Below are 24,379 nucleotides of genomic sequence, written 5' to 3'. Positions count from 1 at the left end.
AAACACGGATGCTCGGCGGCCGACGATCCGAGTAGGATCTGAGATCGTCATCGCGTCCTGCGCAGGCGGGGCGCGTCTTGGTGTGGTAAACCCAGCGATCCGTCAGACAAGCAGGTGAGAGCAGTGCCGACCGGCAAAGTGAAGTGGTACGACTCCGAAAAGGGGTTCGGCTTCCTGTCGCAGGAGGACGGCGAGGACGTCTACGTCCGTTCCTCGGCGTTGCCGGCGGGCGTCGAGGGACTCAAAGCGGGGCAACGCGTGGAGTTCGGCATCGCATCCGGGCGGCGCGGACCGCAGGCGCTGAGCCTCAAGCTGATCGACCCGCCACCGAGCCTTTCCCGCACCCGGCGGGAGGTGGTCGAGCACAAGCACAGTCCCGATGAACTGCACGGCATGGTCGAGGACATGATCACCTTGCTGGAGAGCACGGTGCAGCCCGAGTTGCGCAAGGGTCGCTACCCCGATCGCAAGACGGCTCGGCGAGTTTCCGAGGTGGTCAAGGCCGTGGCGCGGGAGTTGGACGCCTAGCCGCGCCAGCCGGGGATGTTGCCCGCGCCGCCGTTCCGGTCGGATCGGTGGCGCGCCACGACACACTGCTCGCAGCGACACCAACTCGGTTGGCTCGCCGGCCAGGCTTATCCGGCAATGCTTTTCGTGTATGACAGCGGGCCGGGCTGGGCGGCACGGCTGTTCTGCGCCCGTCCCGCTCGAACTCGGAGGCGCGGGGCCGCGCTGGGCGATCGCACAGTTTTTGCCCCGGCCGGTAAGGGTCATTCGGGCCGTCTCTCGTCGTACTATCGGGCAGGAACCGGGTAACCAACCCCCATGTCGGTTCATCAGCGAGGAGGCCGCGATGGCGCAGCAAGTGCAAGTCACCGAACAGCAGGCGAGAGCGCTTGCCGAAGAATCGCGCGAAAGTGGTTGGGACAAACCATCTTTCGCCAAAGAGATTTTTCTTGGCCGGTTCCCGCTCGAACTCATCCACCCGTTTCCGAAGCCGTCGGAAGCCGAGGAGGCCCGCATCGAGGCGTTCCTGGGCAAGTTGCGGGAATTCCTCACCACCGTCGACGGCAGCGTGATCGAGCGTGATGCCCAGATTCCCGACGAATACGTGAAGGGCTTTGCCGAACTGGGTTGTTTCGGCATGAAAATCCCGACCGAATATGGCGGATTGAACATGTCGCAGGTTGCCTATAACCGCGCGCTGATGATGGCCTCGACGGTTCATCCGAGCCTGGGCGCACTGCTGTCGGCCCACCAGTCGATCGGGGTGCCCGAGCCGTTGAAGCTGGCCGGAAGCCCGGAGCAGAAGCGGAAGTTCTTGCCCCGGTGTGCTGCCGGCGCCCTGTCGGCTTTCCTGCTCACCGAGCCCGACGTGGGTTCGGACCCGGCGCGCCTGGCCTCGACGGCCACACCGATAGAAGACGGCAAGGCGTACGAACTCGAGGGCCTCAAACTGTGGACCACCAACGGCGTGGTCGCCGAATTGCTGGTCGTCATGGCGCGGGTCCCCAAGAGCGAGGGGCATCGGGGCGGCATCAGCGCGTTCGTCGTCGAGGCCGACTCACCCGGGATCACCGTGGAGCGGCGCAACAAATTCATGGGACTGCGCGGTATCGAGAACGGCGTCACCAGGCTGCACCGCGTGCGGGTTCCGGCCGAAAACCTGATCGGCCGGGAGGGCGACGGTCTGAAGATCGCGCTCACCACACTCAACGCCGGACGGCTGGCGATACCGGCGATGGTGACCGGATCGTGCAAATGGTCGCTGAAGATAGCGCGTGAATGGTCTCGTGAGCGGGTGCAGTGGGGCAAACCGGTAGGCAAACACGAAGCGGTGGCCGGCAAGATCGCGTTCATCGCCGCCACCACTTACGCGCTGGACGCGGTGGTCGAGCTGTCCGGTCAGATGGCCGACGAGGGTCGCAACGACATCCGGATCGAGGCGGCGCTGGCCAAGCTCTGGTCCAGTGAGATGACCTGTCGGATTGCCGACGAGCTGTTGCAGATCCGGGGCGGGCGGGGATACGAGACCGCCGAGTCGCTGGCCGCGCGAGGTGAGCGCGCGGCACCGGTGGAGCAGTCGCTGCGCGACATGCGGATCAACCGCATCTTCGAGGGATCCAGTGAGATCATGCGGCTGCTCATCGCCCGGGAGGCAGTGGATGCGCACTTGACAGCTGCCGGCGATCTCGCCAAGCCCGAGACCGATCTGCGCCAGAAGGCCGCGGCTGCGGTCGGCGCCAGCGGTTTCTACGCAAAGTGGTTGCCGCAGCTCGTATTCGGCGAAGGGCAACGACCCACGGCATATCGGGAATTCGGCCCGTTGGCGTCGCATCTGCGATTCGTCGAACGCTCCACGCGCAAGCTGGCCCGCAACACGTTCTACGGCATGGCGCGCTGGCAGGCCAGGTTGGAGCAGAAGCAAGGGTTCCTCGGGCGCATCGTCGATATCGGTGCAGAGCTGTTCGCCATGTCCGCGGCATGTGTTCGGGCCGAGGCACAGCGGGTTGTTGATCCGGTCGTCGGTCATCAGGCGTATGAGCTGGCCGAAATCTTCTGTGAGCAAGCGACCCTTCGCGTCGAGGCGCTGTTCCACGCGTTGTGGGCCAACACCGACAGCAGCGACGTTCGCCTGACCAACGATGTGTTGGACGGCCGCTACACCTGGTTGGAGGAGGGGATCATCGATCAGTCGGAGGGCACCGGACCGTGGATCGCGCCCTGGGAACCGGGCCCGTCCACCGAAACCGATGTGGCACGGCGAATTTCGACGGTGTCCTCGCCCGGGCCGGTCGGGCGAACGCAAAGCGCGTGAGTTCCGCTGAGAAGCTCAAGCTCGGCTCGAAACCGGCGGTATCGTTCGGCGCGGCACCGGCCGGCGCCGGACGACCAGCCAACCGACCGCTAGGAGTATGAGCCACAACGGAAACCACGCAATGCGATCAATGCTTCGGTATCTGTGGTGAGCGTCCAGACCACGAACGCGAAGAAGGCGAGTACGGCCCAACGCATCATGACGCCACCGGGCATCCGATAGTTCGAGGCCCATGGCGTTGGTGGTGTCGACATCGGTTGTGGCGTCGGCGGCGGCAACCTGGCCGACGATCGGTGAAGTCTTCGGCACAGCCGTGTGTTTTTCGTCATTCCGCTAACCCGCAAACGGTGGCCGCAGCATCACCTTGGGACGAAAACCGTATCGGGGAGCGCTGCCTGCGGCATTGACTCCGGCGCCGGCCAGCGGCATGCCGCCCAGCATGTTGCTGCTTTCCGGAGCGGCCTCGGGCAAGGCGATATTGCTGACCAAGGGCGCCGATACCGAACCCACCGACGGAGCCGGGGCCGGGCCGGTCGCCGACCAACTGGGCGGTACCGACAACTTGCCGACGGCCGGCGCATTGCCCATACCCGCGGCTATCGGTGCAGCGCGGCCCAGCGTCCCCGCAGCATCGGTCGCGGCGCCGCCCGCGGAAGCCGCCGCCGCGCCGACGTCCGGACCGATCGCTCCGACGGCTCTTGCCGTCGAAGCAAGGCTGTTGGTGATACCGATCCCGAAATAGGGCAGGCCCGTGACGTTGTACCAGGTACCGGTCAAGGGAGAAATCAGGTTCAGGAAATCCTCTAGCCACACCACCCATGAGGGTGGCGTCGGGGCTGCTCCCGCAGAAGCCAATAGGGACGAAAGTGGCGTCGCCAGATCAAGTAAGGCGTTCGGCGCTTGAGAAACCAGCTTCGACAGCAGGTTTTGTATCCCTCCAGCAGCGGTGCCTGCGGCCTTCGCGACGGCCGCGCCTTGCAAGGCCGAAGCCGACAGGCTGGTGGTTTGCGTTGGCGACGTGAACGGTGTGAGACGGGAGGCATTCGCGGAAGCGGCGGCATACACATACATGGCCGTCGCATCCTGAGTCCACATGTCACCGTACTCCGCCTCGAGAAGCGCTATCCGCGCAGTGTTTTGGCCAAAGACGTTGGTCGAGGTCAGTGAGGCCACCCGGGCGCGATTGGCCGCAACCAGAGGTGGGGGAACGACCGAGGCTACCGCGGCCTCGTAGGCGGCGACTACCATGCGTGCCTGGGTGGCAGCGTGCTCAGCCTGTGCCGCAGTGGTTCTGATCCACGCCAGGTACGGTTGGACCGCATCGGCCATGGACGTCGCCGCCGGACCAATCCAGTCCTCACTCTGCAGTCTGGTCACAATGGTCTCGTAATCGTCTGCGGTAGAGGCTAATTCGGCAGCAACTCCGCTCCACGCCGACACAGCGGCCAACATCGGCGCCGACCCCGGGCCGGAATACATTCTAATTGAGTTGACTTCCGGCGGTAATACGCCAAAATCAATCATTGCTCTGAACCCCTTACGTCATGTCCGTCGCTACTGTGTGTGAACTACCTTCTGGCCCAAGCATCCTCGGCGGTGACTCGCTCATGGCGCCGGGTATGAACTCTGCTAACCGATTGCCTTCGGGCTGAGCACCGCAATGCGTGATCCCTGTTGGCGTTTGACGAAGTGTGTGTCTTCGCGCATACCACCTGTGCGCATGCCGGGAATCAGACCGGTTGGTCCACTTCCCGGCACGGCGTCGCTGACCACCATCGGTGCCATTCGCACCGCTTCGGGGTGCGGCGCTGAAGCCGTGGTTGCCCAGCTGGTCGGCGCCGACATCAGCCCGATCTTGTCGGCCTTGCCCATACTCGCCGACACTTCAGCTGCGCTCAGCCGGGCAAGGCCAGAGCCGACAGGGTGCCCGCTGACGCCGGTTGATGCGGCCGCGGCACCGGTTGCTGCTTGCGCGGGTGCCCACGTCAGCGACTGAATGAGCTGCAGGGCGTTCAGTTCGTAGCCTTGGGTGTCGTAGATCAGGGCCCCGTACATGTATTCCAGGTTCAGCAGCTGGTCCCACACCGGGATCGGGATACTCTTGAGGAAGTCCCAGATTCTGATATACCAGGGCGGCAACGAAAGGTGTTGCAACACTTGGGTTGCAACGGCGAGGTCGATCAATTTCGGGGTTAATTGCGATATCGCGGATACGGTGCTGCCGACCGCAGCGGCTTGTCTGGCCGGACCGTCTGAGTCGGCAGTTCGGGGCGGCGCGGTGAACGGAGTCAGCGTCGAGGCGCTCGCGCAGGATGCGGCATAACCGTACATCGCGGCGGCATCTTGCGCCCACATCTCGGCGTAGTGGAACTCGGTGGACGCGATCGCCGGGGTGTTCTGGCCAAAGAAGTTCGTCGCAATCAGCGTCTGCAGCACGCTCCGGTTGGCCGCGACGACGGGCGGGGGCACGGTCATCGCGTGCGCGGTTTCAAAGGCTGCGGCGGCTGCCCGCGCCTGCATTCCGGTCAGCTCTGCATTCCTGGCGGTGGCGCTGATCCAGACTTGGTGCGGCACGATGGTGGCCGCCATGGCCATCGATGCGGGCCCCAACCACTGTGAGCTGGTCAGCTCCGAAATCACCGAAACGTAGCCTGCCGATGCCGCGGCCAATTCTGCGGCCAGCGTGTCCCACCCCGTTGCCGCGGCGATCAGCGGCCCTGATCCGGGGCCGCTGTAGATCCGAGCCGAGTTGATCTCGGGGGGTATTGCGCCGAAATCGACAGTCACCACTTGACATTGGGCCAGGAGCGGCTTCGTGCCGGCGTGGGCGTCGTTGGCTCGAAAGGTCATCTAGCCCACCATGTGTATGGGTCGCGTGCGCGACACCGTTGTCGGGGCACAGCAGACCGATGAATAGAGCGATAGTCTCTTGCTGCACTACTGCGTGAGGGAAATAATTGCCTATGAGTGTTTTGTTCGGGTTACCTTTTTGTAGCGTCCTGTTCTCCGGCGTTGACCCGTTACGACCATGGCCGCGGTTCCCGCGGGGCGGCGGAAACGACGGCAGCCCACGGCTATGAGATTCGACGGAGCCAGCGTTCGATCGTCAAGTGTCGAGCGCTTCGCCAGGTGTGTGCGCCAAAGGCATGATGGAAACCATGGCCGCTTACGTCGCCGGGACAGGCGAATTCAACCGCGACACCAATTACATCACCACCCGTATCACCGCCGACGGACGCGACGGCTATCCGGTCGAGCCGGGCCGCTATCGACTTGTCGTTGCCCGCGCCTGTCCGTGGGCCAACCGCACGATCATCGTCCGTCGGCTACTTGGCCTGGAACCCGTTCTGTCCATTGGTTTTTGCGGTCCCACTCACGACGAGCGCAGTTGGACGTTCGATCTTGATCCCGGCGGCGTCGACCCGGTGCTCAAGATTCCCCGGCTTCAGGATGCCTACTTCAAGCGTTTCCCCGGCTACCCGAAAGGCATTACTGTTCCGGCGATCGTCGACGTGGCGAGCGGGGCGGTGGTCACCAACGATTTCGCTCAAATCACTGTGGACTTTTCCACGGAATGGACCGCTTACCACCGCGACGGCGCGCCGCAGCTGTACCCCGACGCATTGCGGGACGAGATCGACGAGGTGAGCAAGAGGGTTTACACCGAGATCAACAACGGCGTTTACCGCTGCGGTTTCGCCGGATCACAGCAGGCCTACGACGCCGCCTACGACCGGCTGTTCACCGCGTTGGATTGGGTCAGCGACCGCCTGGCGGCGCAGCGATACCTGTTGGGGGACACCATCACTGAGGCCGACGTGCGGCTGTTCACCACGCTGGTCCGCTTCGACCCGGTATACCACGGGCATTTCAAGTGCAATCGAAGCAAGCTGTCCGAGATGCCGGTGTTGTGGGCTTATGCCCGAGATCTGTTCCAGACGCCGGGTTTCGGCGATACGGTCGACTTCACTCAGATCAAGCAGCACTACTACATCGTGCACGCCGACATCAACCCGACCCGCATCGTGCCCAAGGGGCCTGAGCTAGCCGGATGGCTCACACCACATGGTCGGGAAGCATTGGGCGGCAGGCCTTTCGGTGATGGGACACCGCCGGGGACGCCGGTTGAGGGAGAACGGGTGCCGGCGGGTCACGGAGTGTAGGGGATTCCGGCGTCGACGCGTCTGGCTGAAATGAGTTGACGGGCATGCCGCCCTGGTATGGCTGCCGCGTCTGAGGAATCAGTCCGCTGCGTCACCTTTGAGCTTGTGGGCTTGCCGTTCTCCGGCGGGCGTGAGGCCCAGCCAGATCGTGAATTCCCACAGATCAGGCTCATCGTATTTGCTGACAAACAGGTTGGAGACGCGCTCCATAGCAGCGTCCACCGAGAGGTCCCACCCTGCGAACCTTTCGCCCGGGTAGGGAAGGTCCCCAATTTGCATGAGCCCGTCTTCCAAGAGCGATCGGATGGTCCGCAGGGCGAACTGTTGTCGGGCGGGAAGGGTTTCAATAAGGTCGCCGCGGGTGATCAGCGATTCCACCTCTGCCAGCGGCACCAGGTCGTACAGCGCACTGACGAGCAACTCGGCGCGCAGCCGGTCTTGCGCTACTTCGATTGGCTGGCTCACCGGCCGCCTATTCTCATCGGGTCCAGTCATGATTCTCCATACTTGGGTGGTGTGCTTGTGGTGTCGTGTCTTAGCGACCGGTCGGAGTCAACGTCAGGGCGTCATCCGGGGTTGAATTCGTCGAGGTCGGGTAACTCGTCTTTGCCCAGCACCGGGGGCCCGTGGTGGCTGTGGGCGGGTGAACAGGGTGTGGCACGGATTCCGGCGGTACCGGGGTTCAGCCGGGGCGTAGCATTCCGCCATTCGCGTTGCTGCCAACGTGGTGCGCATGGAACCGCGATCGACGAAAGGACCCGGTAGAACGAAAATCACCCGGACTCCTGTCTAAATGCACGTAGGTGCGGCACTGGAGGGCGGTACGATGTGCGACCGCATGTCTGCATGAGCGGTTCTCCCATTCCGCGAGTATCGCCAACGGCTTTCGCGGACGCTCCCGACGATTCAGTCCGCGGCTTCACCCTGAAGCTCGCGCGCTAGCCGTTTCCCGGCAGGAGTGAGTCCCAGCCAGATTGTGAAGTCCCACAACCCACGCTCCTCGTAGTGGCGAACTAGGAGGTCGTAGATGCGTTTCATAACCGCATCGATCGAGAGATCCCAGGGCACGATGCGTTCATCGGAGGCGCCGAGTATGTCTCCGATCTCCATGAGTCCATCATCGAGGAGCGACCGGATAGTGCGCAGCGCCACGTCTTGTTGCGCCGTTAGGCTCTCGGCGAGGTGTTCGCGCAAAATTAGCCCCATTACGTGCGCCATTGGCAGGCAGTTTGCTTCCGCATCGGACAACAAACGTCGGCGCAAGGAATCTTGGGCGCTAAACCCGCTCTGGCCGCGTTTGCGGCGCTCGTCATCAGGTTGAGTCATCGTTCTTGATACCTTCGCATTGTTTCTGGGTCGTTAGTTGTCCAGCGACGAGTGTCAGTCGACATCTTGGGCGTCATCCTGGGGTGAATTCATCTAAGTCAGGTAACTCGTCCTTACCCAACACCGGAGGTCCGTGATGGCTGTGCGGAGGGTGGACAGGGTGTGGGATGGATTCCGGCGGCACTGGGCCGATACCGACGACCGGTGGTGCTGGCCCAGCGCGGCCCGGCACCGGCTCTACTGGTGGGCGCGCAACAGATGGAGGTTCGACCGGGGTCCGGGCCGGTGGCGCCTCGACTGGCGCAGCCCTGACTGGCTCCGGAATTTCCGGTACACCGCCCCGCGGATTGATGTGGATCTTGGTGTAGCCACGTTCGCCGGGGATATCGATGTCGAGGACCGGCTTTCCGGTGGACTCGGCCGACCAGCGTTGTCCGATCATGGTTCCGTCTGGGAGCCGATATCGAATGCCCTTACTGGGATCACCATACCCATTGGGTACTTCCACCCCGTTCTGCTGCGCCCACCTCCACAGGTTTTCAAGATCCTCCGGTGAGCGGACCTCTCTGATGAACGGTTTGTTGCCCGCAGGCAATTTATCCAGCACCTTGCGAATATCGTCGGCGCTCGGACCAGTGGCAGGTTCCGGCGGCGGCGCCGGCGTTGGGTCCTGTTTCCAAGTGCGGTTGTCGACGGCCTCGACGCGGTTGCCGTGTGCCGGTGCGGCGGGGGCAGGTGTTGGCGGGACGACGTGTCGGATGCCGGCCACGGCGGCGGTGACTTTGGCGGCGACTTGCTGATCGACCCCAACCAGCTGGACGGCTCGTTGGGCGGATGTCGCCGGCGAAGGCTTGCGCCTGGGTTAGCCGGGCGGCCCGCTGCGCGGCCGACCCACCACTGCTTCGATCTGTGACCGACAGGTCTTCGCCGACATCGAACCCGCCGCGCGGGCATCCTCGACCGCGTAGCGCACCCGCGAGCGCGCCGCATGCAGATCCGAGGCTCCGCTGCGTGCCACTCTGGCCGCCTCATGCAACTGGTCGGCCACCGCGCTGGTCGTCAGCATGTCGGAATGCGTTTCGGTGCGCAGTGTGTCGGCTGCCGCGCCTCGCCAATCCACCGCTAGCGCGTCTCGCCAGCCCTGATTGGCCACCCCGTAGCAGCGCCCACCGACAGCCTCCCAGTGGTCAGCGGCCTCGATGAGATGCTCGGTGGGCCAGGCCAACAGCTGCGAAAGGGTGGGAAACGCGGTGACCACTGACATGTGCTAGGCGCGGACCACCGGACTGGCCACGGCGGCCAGCATATTCGCCGAATCCGTCTCGTTGGCAACGTAGCGAGTATCAGCCTCGACGACATGGGCGGCCCGGGCGATCACCCGTGCGGCGAGCGCCGCCGAGAACGCCGTGACATCGGCGTGGGCGCCGTCGACCGCGACAGCGCTGGCCTGACCCGACAAACCCAGCCCCGTCGGAGCCGCTGTCGCGTTCAGTTCGCCCGCCGCAGCGTCCCAGCGGGTGGCCATGGTCTGCAGACCACCGCTATCGACACGCAGATTCTGCTGCATGGCGGCAGTGTGGCCACCCTTTTCGTCGCCCGCACATCGGCGTCAAAATACCAGGCGCACAGACCATTCCGCGTGCGGCGCCTCGCGCAACTCACCGGAGGCGGGGTCGACCACCAACGTCAACAATTGCACCACAATCCCGGTCAGTCGGCCCCGCTGCGGGTCGACGGTGGGGATGGTGACCGCAAGCCGGCTGTTGGGCCGAAAGATGGTGGCGGCGGCATCGGCGGGATCCTCGTAGAGCTGCAGGAGTCGCCACGGTGCCCGCGAAATGGCTTGCGGCACCGAGAGCTGCACCGGGTCGCGTTCGTTCACCGGCAGTTCGCCCTGGGTCTGCGGCGTCTCACACTCGTCGAGCCGCAACACGTTGCAATACATGTAAGGGCCGACGCGGCTCAGGTGCCCGTGCGAGTACGCACTGATCTCAGGTCGCTGCGGGCCGGAATCGCGCACCAGCAGCCACGCGCCAAGCCCCGCCCCGACGGACAACAGCAACACCACGACCGCGAGAAGCGCAACGCCCCAACGTTTCACCGCGGCATCGCTCCGGTTGCCGAAGCGGCGCGGCGGGTGCTCTCCTGCTCGGCCAGCACCGGCCGATTACCGCCGAGACCCGGGATCAGCGAGTCGCCGCGGAAGCTGACGACGGTCTGCGCCAGACCCAGGATCAGCAGGGCGCTGACGGCGGTGAATCCGACCCCCAATTCGGTGTAGACCAACACGCCGAGCGCTCCGCCGAGCACCCAGGCCAACTGCAGCGTCGACTCCGAACGGCCGAACCCCGATGCCCGCGATTCCTCGGGCAGATCGTCTTGGAGCGAGGCGTCCAGCGAGGCTTTGGCGATTGCACTGCAGCCCGACGTGATCAGGGTCGCGATAGCGGCCGCCACCAGATTGCCGGCCACCGCGGCAGCCAGCGCGAACACCGTCACCACCACGGTGCAGCGCACGACCAGCACCGCCGGCCTGCCCAGTTGCAGGCGTGCGCTGGTGAAATTGCCGGCGAAGTTGCCGATCGCGGCGGCCGCGCCGATCAGGCCCAGCATGGCCAACTGAACCCACCCGTCGGCGTCGTGAGCCTTCGCGACGAACGCCGGATACAAGAACAGAAAGCCGACCATCACCTTGATGGTGCAGTTGCCCCACAACGAGGTAATGATGTTGCGGCCCAACGGTTGTCGCAGTGTTCCGCCGAGGTTCTTGACTTCCTCCGGCCAGCTTCGCCGCAGCTTGCCGGCGTCGCGGTGGTAGCTCAGGGTGGCCGGCACCTCGCCGGTGGTCACCTCGACCCAGCTTGGAATCCGCATCGACAAAACGGCGCCGGCGATGGTGATCGCGACGACGACGAACAACGCGCCCGGAAGTTCCAGCAGATGGGTACAGCCGAACTCGACCCCAGCGGCGACGGCACCGCCGGCCATGGTGCCGCCGAGCAGCCCGAACACCGTCAGCCGAGAGTTGACCCGCACCAAATCGATCGTCGGCGGCATCACCCGCGGGGTCACCGCGCTGCGCAGCACGCTGAATGACTTCGAGAACACCATCATGGCCAGCGCGCACGGATAGAGCACCCACGACGGGAAGCTGCCGGTGGCGCCGTCGTAATTCATGATCAACACCAGCGCCAACGCCGTCCGCAGTCCGAAAGACAGCGCCAGCGCCACCCGCCGGCCGTGCTGCAGCTTGTCCAGCGCGGGGCCGATCAGCGGCGCGATCACGGCGAACGGCGCGATGGTGATCAACAGGTAAAGAGCGACGCGCGATTTGCTTTCACCGCTTGCCGCGGCAAAGAACAACGTGTTGGCCAGCGCAACCGCCATCGCGGAGTCGACCGCGAAGTTGGCCATCACCGGCCAGGTCAGCGCGGTCAGGCCCGACTTGTCGGCGCCGTCGGCGGTGGCGGCGCGCTGCACCATCCAATACATCCGCGAGCCCATTTCGCGGCTGCGCATCGCCGCGGCCCGGGTGACGGTGATCCGTTCGCCGTCGTTGAACTCGCGCGGCGGCGGTTGGCTGTCGCGCTGGCGTTCCTGCTCCTGACCCAGCGGCGGGAGGTAGCGGTTGGCGCTCGGCATGGGCGGCGGACGGCGCGGGCGCCGATAGTCGGCGTCGTCAGCGGGATAGTTTTCCATACCGGGGTGCTCGTTGACCGATCCGTTCCGGCTCCGGCGGCCCGCAGCCGCAGCCGTACGGCCCGGGTGATCACGCCGCCGTGCAGACACGCATCAATTCTGGCTTATCCCGTCTCCACGCGTAGGCAACCGGGTGTGGCTCGTCCACCGTGTCTTCCGGCAGTATGGATACGCACTGCAGAGAGGGAAGAGTGTGACCGGACCCTTGGAGAATTCGGCGGAATCCGCCGTGGCGACCGTGGCCGAGTGGCCGCACGATGTGGCGTCGGTGCTCACGGGCGCGGTGGACCAGGCCAGGGCGGCGGTCGCCGAGTTCAGCGGGCCCGATGCGGTCGGCGACTATCTCGGTGTCGGCTACGAAGATCCCAATGCGGCGACACACCGATTCCTGGCGCATCTGCCCGGGTACCAGGGATGGCAGTGGGCCGTCGTCGTCGCTGCCTACGCCGGTGCCGACCATGCCACCATCAGCGAGGTGGTGCTGGTCCCCGGCCCAACGGCCTTGATGGCGCCGCCCTGGGTGCCCTGGGAGCGGCGGGTACAACCGGGAGATTTGAGCCCGGGAGACCTGCTGGCGCCGGTCAAGGATGACCCGCGGCTGGTACCGGGCTATAGCGCCAGCGGTGACCCGCAGGTCGACGAGATCGCTGCCGAGGTCGGGTTCGGCCGGCGCTGGGTGATGAGCGCGTGGGGCCGCGCCGAGGCGGCGCAACGCTGGCACGACGGCGACTACGGCCCCGACTCGGCCATGGCACGGTCGACTAAACGAGTGTGCCGCGACTGCGGGTTCTTCCTGCCGCTCGCCGGAGCGCTGGGCGCAATGTTCGGGGTATGTGGTAACGAATTGTCGGCCGATGGCCATGTCGTCGACAAGCATTACGGTTGTGGTGCGCATTCCGACACCCCGGCCCCGGGGGGCAGCGGCTCCCCGATGTATGACCCGTACGACGACGGGGTGCTCGACATCTGGGAGAAGCCGCCGGAATCGTCCGATTAGCCGTTTTCGGCGGCCGCCTTGATCTTTGCCAGCGAGGTGTTCATGCCGTCGACCAATTCGCGTTCGAAGTTGGTGGTGCCTCCCAAGAGGGCGTTGACCGACAAGTTGGAAAACGCGCTGACCCCGTTTTCGGCGTGTCGGCTCTCGGTGACCCGGGTGCCCTCGCCATTCGGCTCCAGCTCGTAGCTCCAGACGCTGCGGTTGGTATCGACCCGAAACGCCAGCTTCTGCTCCGGGATGACCTCGACGACGGTGCAGGTTGTCGGCCAGAACAACCGATTGCGACGGTTGAAATTAATGGTGCGGGTGCCAGGGCGCAGCGGACCGAATTGGTGCGTCCAGCGACATTGCGGGCTCCATTGCGGCATTCGCCGCAAATCGGAGATCAGCGCCCAGACTTTCGCGGGCGGCGCATCGATGTCTACCTGCGCCTCTAGCAGCGGAGCTACCATTTGTCCTCCCAGATGTGTTTTGCGCCACTATTTTTGGTCGTATTCGTGGTCCAGATAGGTCTCGAGTCCGGCTTGAGCGCCGCGGGCACCGCGGCGGGCGGCGGCAAGTTGCCAGACGAAGATGCCCGTGCCGAGCAACCCCACCGCCAGGCCGGCCACTGTCACCGGACGCCATGTCTGAAGACTCGGCACGGCGAATGCGGCCACCGCGGCGGCCAGCCAGCCGAGTGCGCCGACCGCGATGACCGGCCACACTTCCAATAGCGCTGTCGGTAATGGGGGCGGCTCGGGATCGTGGTCAGGTTCGTCACTCATCATCGGGTTTCAACATAGCCCGCGACGATGCCGGCCGCCGTATGGGCGGAACGACAGCGCCCAGGGGTGCACGGCGTCGGGGTGCACGGCGCCGGGGTTGTCGCTGTTAACGGCGTCGGGTGTGCGTTGTGGGCGTCGAGTGTGCGGTGGCGGGTGTGTCCCGAGCGTGCCGTCAGGGCGGGCCGCCGCGGATTTTCCCGCCCTACGCGCACGATCAAAGCCGTCGTTGCACACTCGATACGGCGGGCATGGCCGTCGGCTCGGTGAGCACCCGATTCTTCTGCTGTCCTGAACTGAAACACCCGCCATCACAAGAGGTTTGAGCTAAGCCGCGAACATCGGCGTGGCCGAAAACCGACGTCAAGGTGTGCGCGCAGCCCAAGCTGCGCGACGACCGGCAGCCTTGTGGCCTCCGGAAGGCTTTGCATCGCCCCACAGATGAAGAAGCCCCACAGATGAAGAAGATGACGTACGTGGTGAGCGAGTTGACACAGGATCCTAGAGGCATCCTGGGCCTCTCGGGTGGCCGCCTGTGCAGGACCGATGTGACAGGTGGCATGGATGTGACGTTGCTGGACTGCAGCGACGCAACGGTTTCAGCATGCCGAGGGAGTGTGGCGACGGGGTGAGCGCTCAAGGCGGGAGCGCAGTCGTTTGCCGTCGTTCTGATCGCGAGCATTGGGGTTCCGTTGTAACCTCGCGCTGTGCCTGACAGCGATGCGCAGCTGGCGAGCGACTTGTCGCTGGCGGTCATGCGTCTGGCGCGCCAACTTCGATTCCGGAACCCGTCATCTCCGGTGTCCTTGTCGCAGCTGTCGGCATTGACAACCCTGGCCAACGAGGGGGCCATGACGCCCGGCGCGCTGGCAATCCGGGAGCGGGTCCGCCCACCGTCGATGACCCGGGTGATCGCCTCCCTGGCCGACGTGGGTCTGGTGGACCGCGCCCCACATCCCGTGGACGGCCGTCAGGTGCTGGTGTCGGTATCCCAAGCCGGCGCGGAGTTGGTCAGGGCTGCACGGCGAGCCCGTCAGGAGTGGCTCGCCGAACGGCTCGCGACGCTCGACAGCGACAGACGGGACACCCTGCGCCACGCCGCCGACATCATGATGGCCCTGGTCGACGAAAGCCCGTGACTGTTCCCGACATCGACGTTCAAGACATCAGCGATCCCGACGATCCGCGCCTCAACGATTTCCGCGACCTGAACAGCGTCGACCGCAGGCCCGACCTGCCGTCCGGGAAGGGCCTGGTGATCGCCGAGGGTGTTTTGGTCGTACAGCGCATGCTGGCTTCGCGCTTTACCCCGCGGGCAATGCTCGGCACCGACCGCAGGCTGGCCGAGCTCAGGGACGACTTGGCCGGCAGCCCGGCCCCCTACTATCGAGCCTCCGCGGAAGTCATGGCGCTGGCTGTCGGATTTCACCTCAACCGGGGGGTGCTGGCCTCGGCAAGCCGGTTACCGGAGCCCAGCGTCACCGAGGTGGTCGACGGTGTTCGCACCGTCGTGGTGCTCGAGGGGGTCAACGATCACGAAAACCTGGGGTCCATCTTTCGCAACGCCGCGGGGTTGGGGGTGGACGCGGTGGTGTTCGGCAGCGGTTGCGCGGACCCGCTGTACCGTCGCGCGGTCCGGGTTTCCATGGGGCACGCTTTGCTGGTGCCCTACGCTCGAGCAGCAGACTGGCCCACCGACTTGCTGATGCTGCAAGAACGGGGCTTTCGGCTGTTGGCCATGACCCCCCGCGGCGATGCGCGCGAGCTGGCCGAGGCCATGAACGAGGTGCGGGACCGACCGATCGCGTTGTTGGTCGGTGCCGAGGGCCCGGGACTGACAGCCGCCGCCCTGCGGATCAGCGATCTGCGGGTGCGGATCCCGATGTCGCGGGGCACCGACTCACTCAACGTGGCCACGGCGGCCGCAGTGGCGTTCTACGAGCGGGCTAGGCTCTGCCCGTGAGCCAAGAGCTCGAAGAGCGTGACGAATCCGTGCCGTGGGCAACGGGTTTGGTGGTATCCGGTTTCGTCGCCGCAGTGACCGGGGTCGGGATGGTAGTGCTCAGCCTGGGGCTGATCCGGGTGCACCCGTTGCTGGCGGTCGGGCTGAATGTGGTGGCGGTCGGCGGGCTGGCGCCGACCCTCTGGGGCTGGCGGCGCACCCCGGTATTGCGTTGGTTTGTCCTGGGCGCGGGAGCAGGTGTCGTGGTGGCGTGGCTGACGCTGCTCGCGATCGCCGGATTGGGGCGCGCTTAACTCAGCGCTGCCCGCCGGAGCGCACCCCGAGCAGGACGTCCTCCCAGGCCGGGATGGCCGGCTTGCCCCGCCGATGGCTGGCTGGTGGTTCCGCCGCCGGGGCGGGTGCCGGCTTCGCGGGTTCGTCGAAGGCGAGGTGGGCCACTGGAGCCAGCTGCCGGGGTTTGAAGCATGGGTCGATCAGCTCGCTGGCCGCGTCGTCGATCGCGGTGACGGTGCCGCCATGCGCGCCCGGTGTGAAGCGGAAGTGCGCGAGGTTATCGGAGTGGCCGGCCTGCCATGCAAGCTGCACCGTCCAGCGGCCGTCTTCGTTGCGCCACGCGTCCCAGCTGAGTTTCTCCGGGTTGAGGCCACGCGTCAGCAGCGTGGCGGTGATGGTTTCGAGCAGCGTCAGCACCGCGGGGCCGTCCGCCAGCATCGGGTGCGCGGCCGTTGCCAGCTCGGCGGCACGCGACCGTTCCAGCAACACCGGGTGGGCGAATCGCTGGATGCGCGCCAGGTCGGAGCCCGACGCGGCGGCCACCTGCTCCACCGATGCGCCGGCGCGGATCCTGGCCTGAATTTCCTTGGGACTCAACATATTCGTGATTTCCATGTCCAGGTGCGGTTGAACCGGGTGCGTCGTATTGCCGCTCAGGACCGCCCGCAATCGGTCGTCTGCCGGCAGCTTGAATGTTTCGGCCGGTTTGGCACCCTCGCAGATGAGGTATTTGCCGTCGGCATCCAGCCCAATCAGTTTGAGTTCCCGCATGGCTTCTCCTCGCAGGCTCCGTGCCTCGAAGCACCGGACCTGTTACGTGCGCACTTTAATGCAGCCAACCCCGCAACCCGCGCTGACACGCGGGACGGTTGCGGGCGGATAACGAGCAGGTTAGAGCCGCTCGACCACCCAGTCGATGCATTGGGTGAGGGCGCTGACGTCATCGGGTTCGACGGCGGGGAACATCGCCACCCGCAACTGGTTGCGGCCAAGTTTGCGGTACGGCTCGGTGTCGACGATGCCGTTTGCCCGCAAGGTCTTGGCCACGGCCGCGGCGTCGACTTCGTCGACAAAGTCGATCGTGCCCACCACCTGCGACCGCAACTCCGGGTCGGTCACGAACGGCGTGGTGTACGGCCGCTCCTGCGCCCACGAGTACAACCGCTGCGAGGAGTCCGCCGTCCGCTTGACCGCCCACTCCAGGCCACCGTTGCCCAGCAGCCAGTCGAGCTGTTCGGCGAGCAGCGCCAGCGTGCCGATCGCCGGTGTGTTGTACGTCTGGTTCTTCAGACTGTTCTCGATCGCTATCGGTAGCGACAAGAAGTCGGGAACCCAGCGCCCCGAGGCCGCGATGGCCTCGACGCGGGCCAGCGCGGCCGGGCTCATCAGCGCCAGCCACAGGCCACCGTCGCTGGCGAAATTCTTCTGCGGCGCGAAGTAATACGCGTCAGCCTCGGTGATGTCGACCGGCAGACCGCCGGCACCCGAAGTGGCGTCGATGACGATCAGCGCGTCGCCCGAGTCGGTGGGACGTCGCACCGGCACCGCCACCCCGGTCGACGTCTCGTTGTGAGCCCAGGCGATCACGTCCACCGACGGATCGGCCTGCGGCTGCGGCGCGTCGCCCGGGTCCGCCTTGATGATGATCGGGTCGCCCACGAACGGGTTCTTGGCGACGGCTGAGGCGAACTTCGAGCTGAACTCGCCGTAGGCCAGATGCAATGAGCGCTTGTCGATCAGCCCGAATGCGGCGGCGTCCCAAAACGCAGTCGCGCCGCCGTTGCCCAAAATCACCTGGTAACCATCGGGCAGCGAGAACAGCTCGGCCAGGCCGGTGCGCACCCGGCCCACCAGATTCTTGACCGGCGACTGCCGGTGCGAGGTCCCGAACAATGCCGCCGCAGTGGTGGTCAGCGCATGCAATTGCTCGGGCCGCACCTTTGACGGGCCGGACCCGAAGCGCCCGTCGCGGGGCTTGAGGTCTGCGGGAATCTCGAGGGCAGTCGTGAGCTGGTCGGCCATGGCAATCAGGGTAGTGAGCGGTGGGGGACCGGCGACCACGCGGGCCGAATAATGCCGCGTCGCACCGACCGGCGTGAGCAGCGTCACACTCAATCGGTCGAACGGGCCAGGCCACAGCCCGCCTGCGGGTCTGGAGAATTCCCGGTACCAGCGGTACCGTGTTTATCAGACGTCCGAAGGTAAACCTCAGCACAAACCTCATTGGGGAGGCTTCTCAGTGGACAAGACGCGCATGGTTCGGCGTTGGCGCCGCAACATGGAGGTTCGGGACGATACCGAGTACGTGGAGATGCTCGCCACCCTGTCCGAGGGATCGGTACGGCGAAACTTCAACCCGTACACCGACATCGATTGGGAGTCACCGGAGTTCGCTGTTACCGACAACGATCCCCGGTGGATCCTCCCGGCGACCGACCCGCTGGGTCGCCACCCCTGGTATCTGGCGCAGCCCGACGAGCGCAAGATCAAGATCGGGATGTGGCGCCAGGCCAACGTGGCCAAGGTCGGGCTGCACTTCGAGTCGATCCTGATCCGCGGCCTGATGAACTACACGTTCTGGATGCCCAACGGGTCACCGGAATATCGGTATTGCCTGCACGAATCGGTTGAAGAGTGCAACCACACCATGATGTTCCAGGAGATGATCAACCGCGTCGGCGCCGACGTTCCGGGGATGCCGCGGCGGCTGCGCTGGGTGTCGCCGTTCATCCCGCTGGTGGCCGGCCCGCTGCCGGTGGCCTTCTTCATCGGGGTACTCGCCGGCGAGGAGCCCATCGACCACACCCAGAAGAACGTGTTGCGCGAGGGTAAGGCGCTGCATCCGATCATGGAACGGGTGATGTCCATTCACGTGGCCGAGGAAGCCCGGCACATCTCCTTCGCGCATGAGTTCCTGCGTAAGCGGTTGCCGCAGTTGACCAAGCGGCAGCGATTCTGGACGTCGTTGTACTTCCCGCTGACCATGCGGATGCTGTGTAACGCAATCGTGGTGCCGCCCAAGGCGTTCTGGGAGGAATTCGACATCCCGCGTGAGGTGAAGAAGGAGTTGTTCTTCCGGTCGCCGCAGTCGCGGAAGTGGTTGCGCGACATGTTCGCCGACGTGCGGATGCTGGCTTACGACACCGGGTTGATGGAAAGTCACCTGGCCCGGCTCATGTGGCGGCTGTGTAAGATCAACGGCGAGCCGTCGCGCTACCGCAGCGAGCCGCAGCGTCAACACCTGGCGACCGTGCCGGCCGCGTAATCCTTTATGCCACACGTTATTACCCAATCGTGCTGCAATGACGCATCTTGCGTCTTTGCCTGCCCGGTCAATTGCATCCATCCCTCGCCGGACGAGCCGGGGTTTGCGACGTCGGAGATGCTGTATATCGATCCGGTGGCGTGCGTCGACTGTGGCGCCTGCGTGAGCGCCTGCCCGGTGGGAGCCATTTCGCCGGACAGCAGGCTGCAATCGCGGCAATTGCCGTTCGTCGAGATCAACGCCTCCTATTACCCGAAGCGGCCGGCCGACGCGAAACTGCCGCCGACCTCGAAACTGGCTCCGGTGATCCCGGCTGCCGAGGTGCGTGCCCGCCGCCATCCGCTGACCGTTGCCATTGTCGGGTCCGGACCCGCGGCGATGTATGCCGCCGACGAGCTGCTGGTCCAGCCCGGGGTGCACGTCAATGTCTTCGAGAAGCTGCCCACGCCCTACGGGCTGGTGCGCGCCGGGGTGGCGCCGGATCACCCGAACACCAAGCGGGTCACCACACTGTTCGATCGGGTCGCGCGCCATGACCGGTTCCGGTTCTACCTCAACGTCGAGATCGGCAAGCACCTGACCCACGCCGATCTGTTGGCCCACCACCATGCCGTGGTGTACGCAGTCGGTGCTCCCGACGACCGTCGCCTCGACATCGACGGGATGGGGCTACCCGGCACCGGTACCGCGACGGAGTTGGTCGCGTGGCTCAACGGGCATCCCGAGTTCGTCGATCTCCCAATCGATCTCGGCCATGCCCGGGCCGTGATCATCGGCAACGGCAATGTCGCTCTGGACGTGGCGCGGGTGCTCACCACCGACCCCGGTGACCTGGCCCGAACAGATATCGCCGATCATGCGCTGCGGGCGCTGCGCGGCTCGGCGGTCCGCGAGGTGGTGATCGCCGCCCGCCGCGGACCCGCGCACTCGGCGTTCACCCTGCCGGAGTTGATCGGGCTTACCGCCGCATCCGAGCTGGTGCTCGACCGCGACGACCACCAGCGGGTCCTCGAGGACTTGGCAACCGCCTCGGCGCCGTTGACGAAAGCCAAGCTGGAAATCCTGAGCACCCTGGGCGACGGGTCGACCCCGGCGTCGCATCCCCGAATAAGGCTGGCCTATCAGCTCACGCCCCGGCGCGTCCTGGGATCGCAACGGGCCACCGGCGTCGAGTTCGCCGTCACCGGCACCGACGAGGTGCGCCGACTTGACGCGGGGCTGGTGCTGACGTCGATCGGCTACCGCGGCAAGCGAGTTCGTGACCTGCCGTTCGACGAGGCGGCGGCCGTCGTGCCCAACGACGGTGGCCGGGTCGTCGATCCCGGTACCGGGCAGCCGGTGCCGGGTGCCTATGTCGCGGGTTGGATCAAGCGCGGGCCGACCGGGTTCATCGGTACCAACAAATCGTGCTCGTGGCAAACGGTTCAGGCGCTGGTGGCCGACTTCAATGCGGGCAAGCTCAGCGATCCGGCCGGCAAGCCGGCGGCGCTGGACCAGCTGGTGGCCATGCGTCAGCCCGACGTCATCGACGCCGCGGGCTGGCGTGTCATCGACGCCGCCGAGGTCGCCCGCGGCAGCCGCGACGGTAGGCCGCGCAGCAAATTCACCGACGTCACCGACATGCTGGCGGCGGCGACCGCCGCATCGCAGACGCCGCCACTGCGACGGCGCCTGCTGATGCGGCTGCGCGAGCTGGCCTGAACTAGCCGGTTGCCTGCGCGGACATCGCCTCGTGAATCTCGGCCATGCTGAGCTCTCGTACGGGTTGCCCCAGTGACCAGTGGTGGCCGAACGGGTCGGCGACTACTCCGTATCGGTCGCCCCAGAACTGGTCTGCCAACGGGATTACCACGGTGGCACCGGCGTCCACTGCCCGCTGGAACTTGGCATCGACATCGGTCACGGTCAGGTGGATGGTGACCGGGGTTCCGCCCAGTGACCTCGGTGTCGTCGACTTGCCACCGCAGCTTTCCGGGAAGTCGTCGTTGAGCATCACCATGAAGCCATTGATGCGCAGCGCGGCGTGGATGAGCTTGCCGTCGGGCCCTGGTATACGGCCGAGCTCGACGGCGTCGAAGGCCTTGACGTAGAAGTCGATCGCCGCCGCGGCGTCGTCGACGACGAGGTGGGGGGACAATGCTGGTTCCACGGTGATTGCCACGTTGTTCGCTCCTTTGGATAGTTGGTGTCGCCCGCGCGCGGGGCCCACAGGTACTGACTGAACGTGGCAGCAATTTTCATCGGGCAGTCGGCGACGGCCGCCGTCAGGGCCGCCTCTTGCGACATGACGTGGCGACCTGATATAGATGTGTCGACTGCTGTTGATACATCTGTCTCACCACGTGTCTCAGATCGCCGGCCGATGAGGATGCCGCGTGTGCGCCACCCGATTGACCATCCATCGCACGATGGACGCGCGTCAGCAGGAAGTGCGCACCCGGCTGCTGCAAGCCGCGCGACAGCTGATCCGTGAGCACGGTCATGAGACCGTGGGCATGGAGTTGATCGCCACGACCGCAGGGGTATCGAGGGCGACGACGTACCGCTACTTCGCGTCCAAGGAACATGTCGTCTGCGAGGCCGCGCTGGCCTGGGGTCATGACGTTGCGGCGCGCTTGCCGCAGGCCATTGAGGCGGCCGGGGAGACGGTTGGCGCCATCGACGTCGCGATCGAGCAGGTGGTGCACGAAGCAGCGTCGGATTTGTCGATGGTTCGGGCCACCATGGCGTCGGTGCTGGCGCAGGGCCCGGTCGCCGACGAGTTTCGCCGGGGCGTGCGCGAGATGTTCCGCGCGTTGTTGGCCGGTGCCGTCGACGACATGCCGGCCACCCTTGATCCGTCGATGACGTTGCTTGGGCGGGTGTTTTTCGCCGATCTGGCATTGCTGGGTGTCGGCGATATCAGCGTCGAGCAGTGCATCGAGGAGCTGCGGACGGCGGCACAGCGCTTACTCACCGGCACCATTGACCGCAACTAGGAGCGGACCCATGAGTCAGGTATCGCCTTTGCAACCGGTCTGGGATGAGATAGTGAACCTGTTGGGTGTCGGCTTCTTCGAATTTCCGCTGTATTTTCTGCCCGTCGTCGTCGCCGTCGTCTTGCTGACCGGCATCGGCTTTTCGATAGTGGATGTCGCGATCTACCGGCGGATTTCGGCCAAAGCGGCCAGGAAGCTCGGAATTCGGATCATGTCGACCTACGTCGGCGCGGCCGTTGTGCTGTTCGTGTTTCACGCGACGTTTCACCTCTGGACGGCAGCGGTGCCGGGCGCCGCACCGACGCTGCCGGTATTTGTCGCTCAACTCATCGGTTTCATGGTGGTCGGCGAATTTCTGACCTATTGGTGGCACCGGTTAGAGCACGGCAGCCGCTTTGTGTTCGAGAAGGTCCACTACGTACATCACCGTGTCCAGTCGCCGTTGACCATCTGGACCAACTTCGTCGTGCATCCCGTCGAAGGCTTGATGGTGATGGTGTGCCTGTACGTTCCGCCGTTGCTGGTTGGTGCGCATCCGCTGGTGGTGGTCGCGTATGCGATCACCAACACGACCGCGATGGTGATCACGCACAGCGGATACGACATCACGTTTTATCCCCGCTGGTTGCTGCCGGCCGCGTCGGGCCATGAATTGCATCATTCCGAGCGGCGTCCCGCCAACCTGTCCGTGGTGATGACGTACGGCGACAAGCTGTTTGGCACGTACAAGAATCCGGCCGGGTCACGCCAGCGACTCATGTCGACGGCATGAGCGCGCTCGCAGGGGGCCCGGCCATCCGGCGCGCGTACCTTGCCGACGGCCGGTGGGTGATCAGTTGATTAGGAATACTTTTGGTATCACCATGAGTACTATCGGATCTCGACACGGGTGCATTTTGGTTTCAACGCGAATACGTCTCCGTCACAGCGTCGGGTCGAAGGAAACCGCAGGTGGTGCAGAGTGCCCCGACGGTCCTGCCGCACAGCGTCTTTGTCGGCGACCAACCGGCCCACGCCAAGGCTCGACAGGAGTGTCCCGGCAACGCAGGACGGTCACCACGAATCGGCAACCCGGGCCGGGCTCCGTGCCTGGTTGAAACAACTATGGAAAAGCCGTTTGAGAAACCGCGGCTACCGGACCGGTAGCGTAGCGAAACCCGCTGTGCGGCCGAGTACCTCAGCTGCCGTTCGCGCGCGACACCTCGACCGGCCAAGGGTTCACGTACCTAGACGAGGCTTCCGTTGACACGATGACCATCGCCCGTTACACCGCTGGTTCGCTGCGGAGGTGACAGTCACATCGGCTGCCGTCCAACAGTATTCGAATGACACCGACCAAGCGACAGCTGTCCACCGGTGATCGCCCGGTAGATGAGCGGGCAGCTTCGCATGCGTGCTTCGGCTTGCCCTCTTGGACCACGCAACACAATGTCGTTGCATGCCAACATCTTTAATGAGCTCATGTCGACTTATCGGTCGCCCTCGAAAGGCTCGTCGAGACGGCAGAGGGTTGGTCCTAGCGCCGAGATTATCGGGGCCGGGCAGTTGCGTGTGACGCCGTGCGACGCGCGGCACTTATCACCTCGCCTCCGGGTGGGCGCCCCGCCGAACTCGGAAACGTGTTGAAAGTGCCCGCAGGAACCCGAAGGCGATTAGGTCAGCTAACCCAAAGTCGGATATTGACAATGGCTCTCGCGGCGCGGCAAACTTCGCTCGGCATTCGCACCTTGGGGTTAAACACCTCTGATGTCAGGTGCGCAACGCGACCCGAAAGTGCTACGGCAAGCGAAGACGAGCACCGAATTATCCACTGACAGTTCAACAATCACCGGCTCACTAGTGGATGCGCGAGGAGAATCCATGCGTTATGCCAGGCGTATCGGCGGCGTCGGGGCGATAACCGCTGTTCTGTTGGCTGGCAGCACGCCGACAAATCCTCCGGTCGGTTACGCTGCGCCAACGGATTCGGGTTCCTCGGCCGGCGAGTGGGCAGACGTGCCGTCACCGCCAGCCGGGTCGGACACCGCGCTGGCTGCGCTGCCGGGCGCGGTAGCCGGAGTACCGGGCGGGGTAGCCGGGGTGCCGGGCGCGGTAGCCGGGGTGCCGGGCGCGGCGGCTGCGGTGCCGGGCACG

24 protein-coding genes and 1 pseudogene are annotated in these 24,379 nt (G+C 65.2%); 12 read left to right on the top strand and 13 right to left on the bottom strand.

Annotation, left to right across the window (positions count from 1 at the left end):
- Positions 1-123: 123 nt before the first annotated feature.
- Together B4U45_RS09280 and B4U45_RS09275 are read left to right on the top strand one after the other, a co-directional pair.
- Positions 124-528 (top strand): cold-shock protein, encoded by a 405-nt coding sequence (locus tag B4U45_RS09280; protein ID WP_036410085.1) that lies wholly within the window; start codon positions 124-126, stop codon positions 526-528.
- 325 nt (positions 529-853) lie between these two features.
- Positions 854-2,818 carry an acyl-CoA dehydrogenase family protein gene (locus tag B4U45_RS09275; RefSeq protein ID WP_075548285.1) on the top strand — a complete coding sequence of 655 codons (1,965 nt, stop codon included), beginning with the start codon at positions 854-856 and terminating at the stop codon, positions 2,816-2,818.
- Between the two features lie 333 nt (positions 2,819-3,151).
- Here B4U45_RS09275 and B4U45_RS09270 read toward each other — a convergent pair whose 3' ends face one another.
- Positions 3,152-4,339 (bottom strand): PPE family protein, encoded by a 1,188-nt coding sequence (locus B4U45_RS09270; protein ID WP_075548296.1) that lies wholly within the window; start codon positions 4,337-4,339, stop codon positions 3,152-3,154.
- Positions 4,340-4,447: 108 nt separating this feature from the next.
- A complete protein-coding gene (locus B4U45_RS09265) occupies positions 4,448-5,668 on the bottom strand; it encodes a PPE family protein (RefSeq protein WP_082275532.1) in 1,221 nt (406 codons plus the stop codon).
- Positions 5,669-5,976: 308 nt separating this feature from the next.
- Between B4U45_RS09265 and B4U45_RS09260 the strand changes: the two genes are divergently transcribed.
- Positions 5,977-6,981: a glutathione S-transferase family protein gene (locus B4U45_RS09260; RefSeq protein WP_075548294.1), complete on the top strand. Its 1,005-nt coding sequence runs from the start codon at positions 5,977-5,979 to the stop codon at positions 6,979-6,981.
- Positions 6,982-7,059: 78 nt separating this feature from the next.
- Here B4U45_RS09260 and B4U45_RS09255 read toward each other — a convergent pair whose 3' ends face one another.
- From B4U45_RS09255 to B4U45_RS09230, 6 genes are all read right to left on the bottom strand, one after another.
- Positions 7,060-7,476 (bottom strand): hypothetical protein, encoded by a 417-nt coding sequence (locus tag B4U45_RS09255; protein ID WP_131808333.1) that lies wholly within the window; start codon positions 7,474-7,476, stop codon positions 7,060-7,062.
- Between the two features lie 411 nt (positions 7,477-7,887).
- Positions 7,888-8,307, bottom strand: a complete 420-nt coding sequence (locus B4U45_RS09250) for a hypothetical protein (RefSeq protein WP_131808332.1) — start codon at positions 8,305-8,307, stop codon at positions 7,888-7,890.
- 862 nt (positions 8,308-9,169) lie between these two features.
- Positions 9,170-9,571 carry a hypothetical protein gene (locus tag B4U45_RS30345; protein ID WP_371687260.1) on the bottom strand — a complete coding sequence of 134 codons (402 nt, stop codon included), beginning with the start codon at positions 9,569-9,571 and terminating at the stop codon, positions 9,170-9,172.
- Positions 9,572-9,574: 3 nt separating this feature from the next.
- On the bottom strand, positions 9,575-9,874 hold the full coding sequence (locus B4U45_RS09240; protein WP_075548282.1) for a hypothetical protein: 300 nt from the start codon (positions 9,872-9,874) through the stop codon (positions 9,575-9,577).
- A 42-nt stretch (positions 9,875-9,916) separates the two neighbouring features.
- Positions 9,917-10,408, bottom strand: coding sequence for a DUF2771 domain-containing protein (locus B4U45_RS09235; RefSeq protein ID WP_075548281.1), 492 nt, complete (start codon positions 10,406-10,408; stop codon positions 9,917-9,919).
- Positions 10,405-12,006, bottom strand: coding sequence for an MFS transporter (locus B4U45_RS09230; RefSeq protein ID WP_167381690.1), 1,602 nt, complete (start codon positions 12,004-12,006; stop codon positions 10,405-10,407). Before B4U45_RS09230 ends, B4U45_RS09235 begins: the two co-directional genes overlap by 4 nt.
- A gap of 193 nt (positions 12,007-12,199) precedes the next feature.
- Here B4U45_RS09230 and B4U45_RS09225 point away from each other — a divergent pair, with 193 nt between their 5' ends.
- Positions 12,200-13,003: a DUF3027 domain-containing protein gene (locus B4U45_RS09225; protein ID WP_075548279.1), complete on the top strand. Its 804-nt coding sequence runs from the start codon at positions 12,200-12,202 to the stop codon at positions 13,001-13,003.
- Here B4U45_RS09225 and B4U45_RS09220 read toward each other — a convergent pair.
- Positions 13,000-13,455 (bottom strand): SRPBCC family protein, encoded by a 456-nt coding sequence (locus B4U45_RS09220; protein ID WP_075548278.1) that lies wholly within the window; start codon positions 13,453-13,455, stop codon positions 13,000-13,002. The genes B4U45_RS09225 and B4U45_RS09220 overlap by 4 nt on opposite strands.
- A 27-nt stretch (positions 13,456-13,482) precedes the next feature.
- Positions 13,483-13,770, bottom strand: a complete 288-nt coding sequence (locus B4U45_RS09215) for a DUF2530 domain-containing protein (protein ID WP_075548293.1) — start codon at positions 13,768-13,770, stop codon at positions 13,483-13,485.
- Between the two features lie 704 nt (positions 13,771-14,474).
- Between B4U45_RS09215 and B4U45_RS09210 the strand changes: the two genes are divergently transcribed.
- The 3 genes from B4U45_RS09210 to B4U45_RS09200 are packed head-to-tail and all read left to right on the top strand — an operon-like array spanning position 14,475 to position 16,023.
- Positions 14,475-14,906 (top strand): Rv0880 family HTH-type transcriptional regulator, encoded by a 432-nt coding sequence (locus tag B4U45_RS09210; protein ID WP_075548276.1) that lies wholly within the window; start codon positions 14,475-14,477, stop codon positions 14,904-14,906.
- Positions 14,903-15,730, top strand: coding sequence for a TrmH family RNA methyltransferase (locus B4U45_RS09205; RefSeq protein WP_075548275.1), 828 nt, complete (start codon positions 14,903-14,905; stop codon positions 15,728-15,730). Before B4U45_RS09210 ends, B4U45_RS09205 begins: the two co-directional genes overlap by 4 nt.
- Positions 15,727-16,023 carry a DUF2537 domain-containing protein gene (locus B4U45_RS09200; RefSeq protein WP_075548274.1) on the top strand — a complete coding sequence of 99 codons (297 nt, stop codon included), beginning with the start codon at positions 15,727-15,729 and terminating at the stop codon, positions 16,021-16,023. Before B4U45_RS09205 ends, B4U45_RS09200 begins: the two co-directional genes overlap by 4 nt.
- A gap of 1 nt (position 16,024) precedes the next feature.
- Here B4U45_RS09200 and sepH read toward each other — a convergent pair whose 3' ends face one another.
- Complete coding sequence (gene sepH, locus B4U45_RS09195) at positions 16,025-16,774, bottom strand: septation protein SepH (protein WP_075548273.1); 750 nt, start codon at positions 16,772-16,774, stop codon at positions 16,025-16,027.
- A gap of 120 nt (positions 16,775-16,894) precedes the next feature.
- Positions 16,895-18,025 (bottom strand): phosphoserine transaminase, encoded by a 1,131-nt coding sequence (serC, locus tag B4U45_RS09190; protein ID WP_075548292.1) that lies wholly within the window; start codon positions 18,023-18,025, stop codon positions 16,895-16,897.
- A gap of 217 nt (positions 18,026-18,242) precedes the next feature.
- Between serC and B4U45_RS09185 the strand changes: the two genes are divergently transcribed.
- Positions 18,243-19,268, top strand: a complete 1,026-nt coding sequence (locus B4U45_RS09185; RefSeq protein WP_075548272.1) for an AurF N-oxygenase family protein — start codon at positions 18,243-18,245, stop codon at positions 19,266-19,268.
- 6 nt (positions 19,269-19,274) lie between these two features.
- Positions 19,275-20,969, top strand: coding sequence for an FAD-dependent oxidoreductase (locus B4U45_RS09180; protein WP_075548271.1), 1,695 nt, complete (start codon positions 19,275-19,277; stop codon positions 20,967-20,969).
- Position 20,970: 1 nt separating this feature from the next.
- Here the strand turns inward: B4U45_RS09180 and B4U45_RS09175 are convergent, their stop codons facing one another.
- A complete protein-coding gene (locus B4U45_RS09175) occupies positions 20,971-21,429 on the bottom strand; it encodes a VOC family protein (protein WP_075548270.1) in 459 nt (152 codons plus the stop codon).
- 214 nt (positions 21,430-21,643) lie between these two features.
- On the opposite strand from B4U45_RS09175, the gene B4U45_RS09170 reads away from it, so the two are divergent.
- From B4U45_RS09170 to B4U45_RS09160, 3 genes and pseudogenes are all read left to right on the top strand, one after another.
- Positions 21,644-22,246 (top strand): TetR/AcrR family transcriptional regulator, encoded by a 603-nt coding sequence (locus tag B4U45_RS09170; protein ID WP_131808331.1) that lies wholly within the window; start codon positions 21,644-21,646, stop codon positions 22,244-22,246.
- A 10-nt stretch (positions 22,247-22,256) separates the two neighbouring features.
- Positions 22,257-23,018: a sterol desaturase family protein gene (locus B4U45_RS09165; RefSeq protein WP_075548268.1), complete on the top strand. Its 762-nt coding sequence runs from the start codon at positions 22,257-22,259 to the stop codon at positions 23,016-23,018.
- 1,088 nt (positions 23,019-24,106) lie between these two features.
- Positions 24,107-24,379 (top strand): annotated as a pseudogene (locus B4U45_RS09160) (hypothetical protein); the annotation flags it as partial.

This window comes from Mycobacterium persicum, assembly GCF_002086915.1.
Lineage (GTDB): Bacteria > Actinomycetota > Actinomycetes > Mycobacteriales > Mycobacteriaceae > Mycobacterium > Mycobacterium persicum.
The sequence above is the reverse complement of the archived record's forward strand: the minus strand, read 5'-3'. Positions and strand labels throughout refer to the sequence as shown.